Source organism: Mesorhizobium sp. M0954 (assembly GCF_040319155.1).
GTDB lineage: Bacteria > Pseudomonadota > Alphaproteobacteria > Rhizobiales > Rhizobiaceae > Mesorhizobium.
Genome location: NZ_JAMYNR010000030.1, coordinates 1 through 12878, shown reverse-complemented (window position 1 = coordinate 12878; position 12878 = coordinate 1). Strand labels below are relative to the sequence as shown.

10 protein-coding genes and 2 pseudogenes are annotated in these 12878 nt (G+C 61.9%); 8 read left to right on the top strand and 4 right to left on the bottom strand.

Annotated elements, in window-relative coordinates:
- The first annotated feature begins 120 nt into the window (after nucleotides 1–120).
- Nucleotides 121–582, top strand: a complete 462-nt coding sequence (locus tag NKH93_RS28100; protein WP_352973671.1) for a L,D-transpeptidase — start codon at nucleotides 121–123, stop codon at nucleotides 580–582.
- 47 nt (nucleotides 583–629) lie between these two features.
- Here NKH93_RS28100 and NKH93_RS28095 read toward each other — a convergent pair whose 3' ends face one another.
- Complete coding sequence (locus tag NKH93_RS28095) at nucleotides 630–3716, bottom strand: efflux RND transporter permease subunit (protein ID WP_352973670.1); 3087 nt, start codon at nucleotides 3714–3716, stop codon at nucleotides 630–632.
- On the bottom strand, nucleotides 3713–4990 hold the full coding sequence (locus NKH93_RS28090; RefSeq protein ID WP_502896506.1) for an efflux RND transporter periplasmic adaptor subunit: 1278 nt from the start codon (nucleotides 4988–4990) through the stop codon (nucleotides 3713–3715). The genes NKH93_RS28095 and NKH93_RS28090 overlap by 4 nt, the downstream gene beginning before the upstream one ends.
- Nucleotides 4991–5139: 149 nt before the next feature.
- Between NKH93_RS28090 and NKH93_RS28085 the strand changes: the two genes are divergently transcribed.
- The 4 genes from NKH93_RS28085 (at nucleotide 5140) to NKH93_RS28070 (ending at nucleotide 9080) form a co-directional block, all read left to right on the top strand.
- A complete protein-coding gene (locus NKH93_RS28085) occupies nucleotides 5140–5676 on the top strand; it encodes a TetR/AcrR family transcriptional regulator (protein WP_352683701.1) in 537 nt (178 codons plus the stop codon).
- A gap of 194 nt (nucleotides 5677–5870) precedes the next feature.
- On the top strand, nucleotides 5871–6515 hold the full coding sequence (locus NKH93_RS28080) for a carbonic anhydrase (protein ID WP_352451260.1): 645 nt from the start codon (nucleotides 5871–5873) through the stop codon (nucleotides 6513–6515).
- A gap of 10 nt (nucleotides 6516–6525) precedes the next feature.
- Nucleotides 6526–6936 (top strand): nuclear transport factor 2 family protein, encoded by a 411-nt coding sequence (locus NKH93_RS28075; RefSeq protein ID WP_352470724.1) that lies wholly within the window; start codon nucleotides 6526–6528, stop codon nucleotides 6934–6936.
- Between the two features lie 89 nt (nucleotides 6937–7025).
- Nucleotides 7026–9080, top strand: a complete 2055-nt coding sequence (locus NKH93_RS28070; protein ID WP_352767472.1) for a M3 family metallopeptidase — start codon at nucleotides 7026–7028, stop codon at nucleotides 9078–9080.
- Nucleotides 9081–9407: 327 nt separating this feature from the next.
- On the opposite strand, the pseudogene NKH93_RS28065 reads toward NKH93_RS28070, so the two are convergent.
- Nucleotides 9408–9804: pseudogene (locus NKH93_RS28065) on the bottom strand (transposase); the annotation flags it as partial.
- Between NKH93_RS28065 and NKH93_RS28060 the strand changes: the two are divergent.
- The 3 genes and pseudogenes from NKH93_RS28060 to NKH93_RS28050 all read left to right on the top strand — a co-directional run.
- Nucleotides 9791–9982 (top strand): hypothetical protein, encoded by a 192-nt coding sequence (locus tag NKH93_RS28060; RefSeq protein WP_352470727.1) that lies wholly within the window; start codon nucleotides 9791–9793, stop codon nucleotides 9980–9982. The pseudogene NKH93_RS28065 and the gene NKH93_RS28060 sit on opposite strands and share 14 nt — an antisense overlap.
- A gap of 35 nt (nucleotides 9983–10017) precedes the next feature.
- Complete coding sequence (nadE, locus tag NKH93_RS28055; RefSeq protein WP_352500802.1) at nucleotides 10018–10851, top strand: NAD(+) synthase; 834 nt, start codon at nucleotides 10018–10020, stop codon at nucleotides 10849–10851.
- Nucleotides 10852–10967: 116 nt separating this feature from the next.
- Nucleotides 10968–11102 (top strand): annotated as a pseudogene (locus tag NKH93_RS28050) (IS630 family transposase); the annotation flags it as partial.
- A 211-nt stretch (nucleotides 11103–11313) separates the two neighbouring features.
- On the opposite strand, the gene NKH93_RS28045 reads toward NKH93_RS28050, so the two are convergent.
- Nucleotides 11314–12651 carry an LGFP repeat-containing protein gene (locus NKH93_RS28045; protein ID WP_352470728.1) on the bottom strand — a complete coding sequence of 446 codons (1338 nt, stop codon included), beginning with the start codon at nucleotides 12649–12651 and terminating at the stop codon, nucleotides 11314–11316.
- Nucleotides 12652–12878: the final 227 nt, after the last annotated feature.

The following is a 12878-nucleotide window of genomic DNA, read 5'->3' as shown; positions in this document are numbered from 1 at the left end:
CCAGGGGAAACAGAATCGAAACACAAACGAGCATCTAGCGAAATCGGCTTGAAACATGACGCCCCGATAAGCCGGTCATCGAATTGAGCCGGCCCCGACCGGCAGAATAGGGGAGACATCATGTACACTGCCATTTCCGCCAAGCTCATCAACATTGCCGCCGTCATCACCGGTACTGCCTTGCTTGTCAGTGCCGGCAACGGCGCGGCCCACGCCGCCGCCAACAAGATCGTCGCGCGTGTATCACTGTCACAGCAGACCATGGAAATCCTGGTCGACGGCCGGCCGACATTCGCCTGGAAGGTCTCGACCGGCGACAGGACGCACGTCACGCCGACCGGTTCGTTCAAGCCGACCCGCATGCATGAAATGTGGTACTCGAAGAAATACGACAACGCCCCGATGCCGCATTCGGTGTTCTTCAGCGGCGGCTACGCCGTACATGCGACAAGCGCCATCAAGCGCCTCGGCCAGCCGGCCTCGCATGGCTGCGTGCGTCTGCATCCGGACAACGCCGCCGATTTCTACCAGCTCGTCGAGGTCTTCGGCCCGGCCAACACCAGCATCGTCATCGTTAAATGAGCGATGCTTCTCGTCGCTCCCAGGAAAGGGCCGGAAATTAGCGCAGTCTAATCCGGCATTACCGGCATCAGCTTCGGATCCGGCTTTTCGGCGTGATGCGGCAGGTCCTTGCTGGCGATAAAGGTGTAGAACATCGGCACCACGAACAGCGTGAACATGGTTCCGACCAGGATGCCGGTGAAGATCACTAGGCCCATCGAATAGCGTGCCGCGGCACCAGCGCCGCTGGAGATGATCAGCGGCACCACGCCGAGCGCCATCGCCGCCGTCGTCATCAGGATCGGCCGCAGCCGCACCCTGGCCGAGGCGATGATCGCATCGCGCCGCCGCATGCCGTGCATTTCACGCTGCTGGTTGGCGAACTCGACCAGAAGGATGCCGTGCTTGGTGATCAGGCCGATCAGCGTGATCAAGCCGACCTGCGTGTAGATGTTGAGCGTGCCGAGCCCGACATTAAGCGGCACGATCGCGCCGAAGATGGACAGCGGCACCGCCATCATGATGATCAGCGGATCGCGGAAACTTTCGAATTGCGCCGCCAGCACCAGATAGATGACGAGCACCGCCGCCGCGAAGGCGATGATGATCGTGTAGCCCTGTTCCTTCTCCTGCCGCGATTGACCGGTATAGTCGATGAAGAAGGTGTCGGGCAGGCTCTGCTTGGCAATGTCCTCGATCGCCTGTAGCCCATCCCCGGTGGTGATGCCGGGCCGCGGCAAGGCAGAGATCGTCGCCGAGTTGAGCTGGTTGAACTGCTCGATGGCGGCCGGCGACGCGTTGGTCGAGATCTTCACCACCGCCGAGAGCGGCACCATCTCGCCCGATACGCTGCGCACGAAATACTCGCCCAGTTTTTCGGGATTGTCGCGGAATTCCTGCGGCACCTGCGGAATGATGTCGTAGCTGTTGGATTCGCGGTCGAATTGCGCCACTTCGGCGCCACCGACCAGGAGCGTCAGCGTCCGGCCGATGTCGGCTATCGGCAGGTTGAGCGCGGCGGCGCGATCGCGGTCGATCGTCACCGTCACTTGCGGCGCGTCGAAGGTCATCGAATTCTGCACGACGATGAAGCGGCCGGAGGCCTGCGCCTTGTTCTTGATGTCTTCGGCCGCCTCGTACACCTGCGAGGCGTCGCCGGTCGAGCGCACGACCATCGTTATCGGCAGGCCGCCGCCGGAGCCGGGCAGCGTCGGCGGCGCGAAGACGAAAGCTTCGACGCCCGCCACCTTGCTCAGGCGGCCCGTAATGTCTTGCTGGATTTCCTTCGAGTTGCGCGTGCGGTCAGCCCAGTCCTTGAACGCAAAGCCGACGAAAGCGCTGTTTGTCTGGCCACCACCGAAGGCGACCGCGGAGAACTGTGCCCGCGTCTCAGGCAGATCCTTGACCAGGCCGAGTATCTGATTGACGTAGGTTTCGGTATAGTCCGACGTCGCGTACCGCGGCGCGGTCACCAGCGAAAGCAGGAAACCCTGGTCCTCTTCCGGCGCCAGTTCGCTCGCGGTCTTGGTGAACATGAAACCGGTCGTGGCGACCAGCGCGAGGACGATCATCAGCGTCACCGGGCGATAGTTCAACGAACCGGTGACGAGCCGCTCATAGATGTGTTCGACGCGCCCGAACGTATTGTCGACAATGCGCTGGAAGCGGCTGTGCGAGCCGGACCTCAGGATACGTGCCGACATCATCGGTGTGATGGTGAGGGCGACGACACCCGAAAGCACCACCGAGCCGGCAAGCGTCACCGCGAATTCGCGAAATAGTGCGCCTGTCAGGCCGCCGGTGAAGGCCAGCGGCGCGAACACGGCGGCCAAAGTTATCGTCATGGCGACGACGGCGGACGAGATCTCGCGCATGCCGTTGAACGCCGCCTGCATCGGCGACAAGCCGTCTTCCTCCATGTGGCGGTGGATGTTTTCCACCACCACGATGGCATCGTCGACGACAAGTCCGATCGCCAGCACCATGGCCAGCAGCGACAAAAGATTGATCGAATAGCCCACCGAAAACAGCAGGAAACAGACGCCGATCAGCGACAGCGGAATGGTCACGATCGGCATCAGCACCGAGCGGAACGAGCCGAGGAAGAGCAGGATAACAACGATGACGATGGCGACCGCCTCGCCGATGGTCTTGAACACCTCCTCGATCGACGCACTGATCTGCTCGGTTGAATCGTAGACGATCTCCATCGTCATGCCGAGCGGCAGCGTCTCCTGGATGGTCGGCACAATCTTGTGGATTGCCGCCGCGGTGGTCAGCGGATTGGCGGCCGGCGTCGGAAAGATAGCGAGAAAGATGCCGGGCTTGCCGTTGAAGCTGACCCTGGTGTCGGTGTTCGCCGCGGCGAGTTCGACGCGGGCCACGTCGCGCAATCTCACCACATTGCCGTCCTTCGACCGGAGTGGAAGGGCGGCGAAAGCCTCCGGGGTCTGCAGCGTAGAGCGAACGGTGATCGAAGAAACCACATATTCGTTTTCGGTGTCGCCGGGCGCGGAAAGGAAATTCGATTCGTTGATGGCGGCCAGCACTTCCGCCGCGGTCACGCCGCGCGCCGCCAGTTTGATCGGGTCGATCCAGACCCGCATCGAATATTCGGCTGCGCCGAAGATCTGCACGTCGGCGACGCCTTCGACCGTCGAGATACGCGGCCGCACGACGCGCTCGATATATTCGGTGAGCTGTTCCGGCGTCATGTTCGGGTTCTGCATCGAGATGTACATCATCGCGAACTGCTGGCCGGTGCCCTTGACGATCACCGGGTCTTTGGTTTCGTCCGGTAGATCGCCGCGAACGCTCTGAACCTTCGACAAGACTTCGTTCAGCGCGACGTCGGGGTCGGAGCCGAGCTTCATCTGCACTGTCACGGTGCTGGAGGACGGCCGGCTCGACGACGTGACATAATCGATGTTTTCGGTCGAAGCGACGGCACGCGCGATCGGCGCGGAAATGAACCCCTGGATCAGGTCGGCACTGGCGCCGGGATAGGCCGTGGTGATGGTGATGGCCGTTTCTTCAACCTCTGGATACTGCCGGATCGAAAGGTTGAAGATTCCCTGAAAACCCAGAAGCAGGATCATGCAGGCAAGCACGGTCGAAAGGACCGGGCGGCGGATGAAGAGGTCGGAAAAGCTCATTGCTGGGCTGCCTGCTGGTTCCCTGGCTTGCTCGGATCGATCGTGTTGTCGACGGCAACGGACATTCCGTTGGAGAGCCGGTTCTGGCCGGCGGTAACGACTTCGTCGCCGGGCGCGATGCCCTCCAGAATCTCGACCAGGCCGGCGTTGCGGCGGCCTGGCTTGACGAACACCTGGGCTAGCACGAGCTGCGGCTTCTGTTTTTCCGCTGCCGGCTTGGCTTCCTCTGCCGGTTTGGCTGGGGTAGCAGCCGGCTTTTCGTCGGGTTTTGCCGCGGGTGCTTCGGCCGCGGGCTTGGCAGCATCTGCAGCCGGCTTTTCTTCCGGCTTTGCCTCGGGCGCCGCGCCGTTGGCTTCGGCGGATTTGGCCGGCCGCACCACGAAGACGAAGTCGCCGTACAGGCTGGAAGTCAGCGCTGTCTGCGGCAGCGCCAGCACGTCGTTCTCCTCGGGCAGTTCGACGCGCACCTGGACGAACTGGCCGGGCGTCAGCTTGCCTTCGGGATTGCCGACCTCCGCCCTCACCGTCACCAGCCGGCTGGTCGGATCGATCTTCGGATCGATGCCGCGGATGCTGCCGGCGAACGGCATGTCGTCGCCGCCGACGCCGAGCCGTACCGTCTGTCCGATCTTCAGCTGCGGAAGCTGCTGCTCCGGCACGGTGAAATCGACACGCATCGTATCCATGTCCTGCAAGGTCACCACGGCGGTGCCGGGTGTGAGATACTGGCCAAGGTCGATTTTCGGAATACCGACGGTACCCTTGAAAGGGGCCGTCAACTGCTTTTGGTCGAGCACCGCTTGCAGCTTGTTTACCTGCGCGGCGGAGACCGATGCCGCTGCCTGCGCCGTGTCGAGCGTAGCGTCGGTGCCGACCCCGCGCTTCTGCAGCTCAAGAGCGCGCATCAGCGTCGTCTGGTCGGAGGTGGCTTGCGCCTTCGATGCCACGAGGTCGGCTCGCTCGACTTCATCGTCGAGCTGCAGCAGCACGGCGTTGGCGGCGACCTTTTGATTGGCATGGAACAGGATGTCCTTGACGATGCCCGCGGTTTCGACCGTCAGGTCGACGCCGCGTACGGCACTGACAGTGCCGATCGCCTCGATGCCGGGCGTCCAGGACATCGGTTTGACGATGACCGTCGACACGGTCGCGGCCGGCGGCTTCATGGTGGCGAAGAACTGTTTGATCGCATTGTCGCGAAACAGGTTGAAGCCGACGATGCCGCCGCACACCAGCACGAGCAGAATGAAGGCGATGATGAAGCGCTTGATCACGAACAGTCCCTCGGCCACGGCCCAGCATAACGGTCGGATGACCGGAACACATACCTGTGCCTGGTCCCAATTTCAAATGACGGCGATCTTACTGTACCGTCTGGACGGTCTTGTCAATTCCGCCTAAGCTAATGAATGGGGAACGCTTGATGAAGGCCCGCAGAGCAAATTCGCGCGAGAAGATCCTCGCCGCCGCCGCCGCCGTGGCGCGCGAGACGGGTCCTGGCAGCCTGTCGCTGGATGCGGTCGCCAGCCGTGCCGGCGTGTCGAAGGGCGGTCTTCTCTACAATTTCCCGACCAAGGCGAAATTGATGCAGGCGCTGGTGGAGGATTACCTGCGCGCCTTCGAGCAGGCCCTGGAGTCCGCCCGCACGGCCGGCGTCAACGGCGAAAGCCCGCTTGCAACTTACATCAAGCTGTCGGCCGAGCATGCCGAGGAATCGAAACCGTCGGCATCCTGGATATTTTCGGCGATTGCCGAGGATCCCGATTTCCTGACGCCGATAAAATCGTTCAGGCGGCAGCTGTTCGAGCGGCTGAAGCAGGAGACGCCGAACCTCAAAGCGCTACTGGTCTGCTATCTCGCCATCGAAGGGCTTCGCAGCATGAACCTGTTCGATTCGGACATTCTCTCCGCCGAAGAGCGCCGGCTGCTGATATCGACCCTGCTGGACATCGCGGAATAGTCGAACCGCCAATCTGCGGTTCTGAGGCCGATTAATGGCGGCGTTCGTTCACCCGTGTCAAAACACGGGCTGGCACGTCGAAACCACGCCATCCCGCTTTCCGAAAATCGGTTCCGATTTTCGGGCCGATGCGCTAGAGCCTTTCGGGATTGAACCGAGCTGCCTTCAACCCGGAAAGGCTCCCACCGCTGCCCATGCCCCATCTTCCCGAGCATCTTCTCACCGGCTACCGCAGTTTCATGAGCGGCCGCTATCTCACCGAAAGCGGCCGTTATCGCTCGCTGGCGCGAGAGGGCCAGGCACCGGAAACGATGATCGTCGCCTGCTGCGATTCGCGGGCCGCGCCCGAAGCGATCTTCGATGCCGGGCCGGGCGAGCTGTTCGTGCTGCGCAATGTCGGCAATCTGGTGCCACCCTATGCGCCAGACGATCAGTTCCACTCGACATCGGCGGCGCTCGAATTTGCCGTGCAGAGCCTCAAGGTCAAGAACATCGTGGTGATGGGCCACGGCCGCTGCGGCGGCATCCGCGCGGCACTCGACACCACGGCCGCACCCTTGTCGCCGGGCGATTTCATCGGCAAGTGGATGAGCCTGATCGCGCCCGCGGCCGAGACCGTATCGTCCAGCACCTTCATGACCGCGACCGAGCGCCAGACGGCGCTGGAGCGCATCTCGATCCGGTATTCCATCGCCAATCTGCGTACCTTCCCTTGTGTTTCGATCCTCGAAGGCAAGGGGCGACTGTCGCTGCACGGTGCCTGGTTCGATATTTCGACCGGCGAGCTTTGGGTGATGAACAAGGAAACCGGCGATTTCGAGCGGCCGGAGACGGAGTAGGAGACGAGGCATGGTGCGAGCTCGGATCGCGTTCGCGGCGGCGGCACTGCTGTGCCCGATAACTGTCGCCCGCGCCGATGATAGCGCGATCATCGACCGCTGGTATTCGGCACTACTGATCGCCGACCGCACCGAATTGTCGGACCTGCTCGCCGACAACGTCCGCATCAAGCTCGACGACCTCGGCGTCGTGCAAAGCAAGCAGGAATTCATCGCCTCGATCGCCGAGTGGCAGGGCGCCGTCGCCGGGGCCGAAATCCGCCACCGGATCGAGAAGACGGAGGGCGGCGTCACCACTGTGATCGCCTGCTATGATTTTCCCAGCAACGACATGCTGATGCAGGAGACCTTTGCAGTCGCCAACGACCAGATCACCGCCAGTTCGCAAGCCGCGATCGCCGAAAACTGCGACGGCTACTGACGGAACCATGAACGGGACCCGCTGTTGCGCGCAACCGGCCGGCGCCTTACATCGGTGACGATCCGCTTCTCCCGCCACTCAGCGAAAGTTTGCCCATGCCGTCCACCGTCGACCTCGCCGCCCATCCGCTGACCGCATGGCAAGGGCCGCTCGGCCTGCCCGATTTCACGCGCATCGGCGACGGCGATTTTTCTCCGGTCTTCGACGCGGCCCTGAAGGCGCATGAGGCCGAGATCGAGGCGATTGCCGGCAACACCGGGACGCCGACCATCGACAATACACTTGCCGCGCTCGAACTCGCCGGCGAGGCTCTCGACCATGTCTCGTCGATCTTCTGGTGCCGCGCTGGCGCCCACACCAACGAGGCAATCCAGGCGCTGGAGCGCGACATTTCGCCGAAGATGTCGCGGCATTTCTCGGCGATCTCGATGAACGAGCGCCTCTTTGCCCGCATCGACGATCTCTATCAACGCCGCGAGACTCTGAAGCTCGATGCCGAAACGCTGCGCGTACTGGAAAAGACCTGGAAAAACTTCGTCCGCTCCGGCGCCAGGCTCGACGCCGAAGGCAAGAAGCGGCTCGCCTCGATCAACGAGGAATTGTCGTCGCTCGGCACCAATTTCGGCCAGAACGTGCTTGCCGACGAGCGCGACTGGGCGCTGTTCCTCGACGAGGCCGATCTTGCCGGCCTGCCGGAATTCCTGAAAAGCTCGATGGCGGAAGCCGCCGAGATGCGCGGCCAGAAGGGCCACTACGCCGTCACTTTGTCGCGTTCGATCTACGAGCCGTTCTCGACCTTCTCAGAACGCCGCGACCTGCGCGAGACAGCGTTCCGCGCCTTCATCATGCGAGGCCAGAATGGCGGCGCTACCGACAACACGGAAGTGGTGCGCGACATGCTGCGCCTGCGCGCCGAGAAGGCGAAGCTGCTCGGCTATCCTTCCTATGCCGCATTGAAGCTCGACGATACCATGGCCAAGACGCCGGAGGCGGTGCACGCGCTGCTCGATCCGGTCTGGGAAAAGGCGGTGGAAAAGGCCGCAAGCGACCAGGCCGAATTGCAGCGGCTGGCGGCCGAGGCCGGCAGCAACGAGAAATTCGCTGCCTGGGACTGGCGCTTCTATCAGGAGAAGCTGCGCGCAGAGAAATTCGCCTTCGACGAGGCCGAGCTGAAGCCGTATCTGCAGCTAGACCGCATCATCGACGCCTGTTTCGACGTGGCAACACGATTGTTCGGCATTTCTTTCGAAGAAAAGAAGGGCATTGCCACCTGGCATCCGGACGCCCGTGTTTTCGTGGTGAAGAATGCCGACGGCAGCGAGCGCGGCCTGTTCCTCGCCGATTATTTCGCGCGACCCTCGAAGCGCTCCGGCGCATGGATGAGCGCGCTGAAATCCGGCTACAAGCTTGGTCCTGGCTCCAAGCCGGTCATCTACAACATCATGAATTTCGCCAAGCCGCCGGCCGGCGAGGCAGCCTTGCTGTCGGTCGACGAGGCCAAGACCCTGTTCCACGAATTCGGTCACGCGCTGCACGGCATGCTGACCGACGTTACCTGGCCATCGGTCGCTGGCACCTCGGTCAGCCGCGATTTCGTCGAGCTGCCGTCGCAGCTCTATGAACACTGGCTGACGGTGCCGGCGGTGCTGGAAAAGCATGCGCTGCATATTAAGACCGGCAAGCCGATGCCAAAGGCGCTGGTCGACAAGATGCTGGCGGCACGCACCTTCGGCGCCGGCTTCGCCACCGTCGAGTTCACCGCCTCGGCGTTGGTCGACATGGCCTACCACGCCCGGCCGGATGCACCGGAACAGGCGCTTCGTTTCGAAGCCGAGACGCTCGAAAAGCTCGACATGCCTGACACCATTGCCATGCGTCACCGCACCCCGCATTTCGGCCATATCTTCGCCGGCGATGGCTATTCTGCCGGCTATTACTCCTACATGTGGTCGGAAGTGCTCGACGCCGACGCGTTCGCCGCCTTCGAGGAAACAGGCGATCCCTTCAATCCGGCGCTGGCCGAGCGGCTGCGCAAGAACATCTACGCCGCCGGCGGTTCAAAGGACCCCGAAGAACTCTACACCGCCTTCCGCGGCAAGATGCCTTCCCCGGAAGCGATGATGGCCAAGCGCGGGCTGGTGTGATGCATGCCGCTCTTGTCACCGTTCTCTTTCCATCCTGATTGATGTCGGCTGTCATGGCGTCGGGTTGCGCACCGCCTGATCCGGTTTCCGCCGATCCCGCTCGGCCCCGTTGGCCGTTCGCGTCGTTAAGGTGACTGCACTTAATGCGGTCTCCATCGTTCCGGCCGAAGGAGCCGCGTTCATGGCGGCGCTACGGGCTGTGCGGGGGTAGGCAACGACAGCTTGCCCGCTATGCTGATCGGCCGCTGCCGCATCCGGACCGCGCCTTGCGACGACTACTAGTGGCTCTGCACAGGGATTATGACTCGTTGGCGGTGGGCTTTGGATAGGATAGGCTTTGGCCAATTTGAGGCGGGCCTGTTCGGTCGAGAACATCCCGTTGATGCGGGCGCCGCTGGCGCCTCGCTGGTTTTCCCAAGCGGCGATCTCGGCAAACAGGCTGTCGCGACTTTCGATGCGGCGGTCGAGGCACTGGCTGCGCAGGATGCCGATCTCGATCTCGACCATGTTGAGCCGGCTCACGTGTTTGGACGTGTCATGGAACTCCAGCCGTCGCAGGATGCGTCGCGCCTCTGACGCCGGCAGGGCCTGATAGAGCGCGGCGTGTGGGTCGGCAGACTAACGAGCACCACCCTGACGCGGTCGGGCTGGGGGTAATGAATATCGAGGAGGTCGCGCATGCAGTGGCAAAGTCTTGTGCTGCGCGCTCGGTGACCTTGACCTTATGCAAGGTCGGTGTCACCGCGCCTTCTGTCCATAAGATGGTGCTCATCCTCGAGCGGGCCGGATTGATCCGCAGGCGACCCGGCCTCGCGCGCAGCATTGAACTGCTCGTCGAACCCAATATCCTACCCACGCTACAACCCATCGAACCCGCCGAATCCTCTGTGCAGAGCTACTAGACGGAATGCTGTGATATCAGGAGCACCCACTGCCAATGACCGAACAGGAAATGATTATCAACGCGTTGGGCGTCGCTCCCAGTGTTGACGTCGCGCTGGAAGCACGCCGGCGTATCGACTTTCTCGGCACGTATCTGCGTGCATCGGGCCTCAGCACCTATGTGCTGGGGATCAGCGGCGGGGTGGATTCACTCGTCGCGGCCCTTCTGGCTCAACGAGCCGTCGAAGAACTGCGAACGGCTGGATATGACGCCAAATTCCTGGCCGTTCGGCTCCCGTATGGCAACCAGGCCGACGAGAGCGACGCCCAGCGGGCTTTGGACACCATAGGGGCGGACGAAGTGTGCCGGGTCGACATCAAGCCGGCTGCCGACGCAATGCTGGATTCGATCAAGCGGGCTGGTGTCGAGTTCGGCGACGCCGGCCGCGAGGATTTCTTGCTTGGCAACATCAAGGCGCGTCAGCGCATGATTGCCCAGTTCGCGCTCGCCGGTGCCAGCCGAGGACTGGTCATCGGCACCGACCATGCGGCCGAGGCACTGATGGGCTTCTTCACCAAGTTCGGCGACGGCGCCGCCGATATCCTTCCTCTTTCGGGGCTAAACAAACGCAGGGTGCGAGCCTTGGCCGCGCATCTGGGCGCTCCGCCCGAACTCGTCGACAAGACCCCGACCGCCGACCTGGAGAACCTTGTCCCGCTTCGTCCTGACGAGGATGCATATGGCGTCACCTATGAACAAATCGACGATTTCCTCGAAGGCAAGGAAATCGACGAGGCCGCGCGAACGCGGATTCTTCATGTACATTCCAGCACGGCACATAAGCGCGCGCTTCCGGTGACAGCGATTGCGCTAACACTCTCGCCATGACGGCACGGGCAAACAGTTCCATGATTCCGCTTCGTGGCCAGCGCCTCGTGGAGATTGCTTCCGCCATTTGGCAACCGCGAGTCTCGCGCGACATCTGTTCGTGCTCGGTCAGCTCCAAGCGGGCCCGGATCCTGCTCGCTGCCAATGCCGGCCTGGGCGACGAGGCCATCGCCGCCACGGTGGTGGTCGGCGGCTCCACGGTCTACCGCACCAAGCGCTTCGTGGAGATAGGCCTGGAGGCGGCGCTCAGCGGATTGATCCGCAGGCAATCCGGCCTCGCGCGCAATATCGAACTGCTCGTCGAACCCGAAAGCCTACCCAGAGCCCAGCTAACCCATCAAATCCTCTGTGCAGAGGTACCAGGGCAATAAAACTCTCTGTCGCGAACTGGCAGCCCCGCCAACGGAAGGCGGGGCTGGTAAGTTGATTGTCCCGGCAAGCTTTTTTGCCAGGGCGATTGGCCTAGGCAGGCACAAAGCCAAAATAGGCTTTGTAGGAAGCCCCATCGCCGGAAATCAGGGGCGTTTCCACCTTGAATCCAATCCCGCTGAAGGTAGTATTGTTCGTGCGTGCAGCGAGCAACACCATCTGCTTTGCGGAGATGGTTACTGTCGCGCTCCCGATCCTGTCATCGCCCCAATCGAAGAGATCGCTGATGGCGCCGCCGATCGATGGCATCAAGGATCCCAGGGCCGGGCCGGCTATCGCGGCAATGATAGGTCCTGCCACCGGAATGAGGCCCAAAGCGAGCGTGCCCGCCGTATGGACGCCCATGACGATCTTCTGCACCTCGTCCTTGTATTTGTTGGGGTCGCCAAAATCGTTTTCCATCAGCACCGTGCCGATATTGATGCCGTAAGGCTTGCCTCGATAGATTTCCATAAGGTCGGGTCTTGTATCTCCGGCATCGACGTCGCCATAGACCTGGCTGCGCTTGGTGTCGGCGATCTGCGGCGTTGTCACGCTGACGATGGCATAGGGTTCGTCCGCACTCGATCCCTGATCCCAGTCGGTCTCGCCGAAGCAATGGAGGCCGGTATAGTGGACGACGACATCTCGAAGGTCGATCGCGCCGGTGTCGGGCCACCAGTATATGCCGCCGTTTTCAAACAGATTGGCACGGCCACCATCGGCAAATTCGGTCTCGTCGGTCGTGGGATATCCCAGATATGACTGTTCCCAGCCCAGGCTCTCCCACTTCTTGCGGATGTCACCGTACACCACGTTGGCTCCTGTGTTCGGTGTCCAGTAGATCGAGCCGGCATTGGCAAAATGGTTGTAGCGCCCGACGCCGTCGGGAGTTCCGGTTTCGTCGGTGACCGGATAGCCGAGAACCGAGCGCTCCCAGCCCATTGCTGCCCATTTGCCGCGAATTGCCCCCCAAATCGCTTGAGCACCGGTATTCGGTGTCCAGTAGATCGAAGCGGTATTGTTGTTGAAGTGATTGTATCGGCCGACGCCGTCGGGAGTTCCGGTTTCGTCGGTGCAGGGAATGCCCCACGCGAGACCGCCAAGCGCAATCCACTTCCTGTAGATTTCGCCATGGATCTCAAAGGCGTCGTGCATGGCATCGTTGTAACAAATGCATGAGCCATTCTTGAGATACCAGGCTTTTCCAGTGTCCTTCCTGTCGATCTCGGCGAAGCCGGCGCCTCCAAGGGAGTTGTACTTTTGCTGTATGACAGCTTCGGGCGAGAGGAGCGACCAAGGCCCGATCCTGAGCTGGTCGGAAAGTCTTGTGGCTCCAGCCCGGATGGTGCCGGCACGCACTCTCGAAGTTGCTCTGGCAGTATACGGCATGACCTTTTCCTTCCTGTGAGTGTTGGTATCGGGGGCTTCAGGCCTCCGGCGATCGGTTTTGATCGACGAGCCGAGGTTCCCAGACCGCGACTTACGGACGGCTTACAGAGTTCCGAGCTGCGCCAGAGTATCCGTGTTGGTCAAGGGAGAGATGGTGTCCAGGTCCGATTGTCCCTGAGTAGTGCGTTTGCGAGGATGATGAGCTTTCGCATGATGGCTGTGATGGC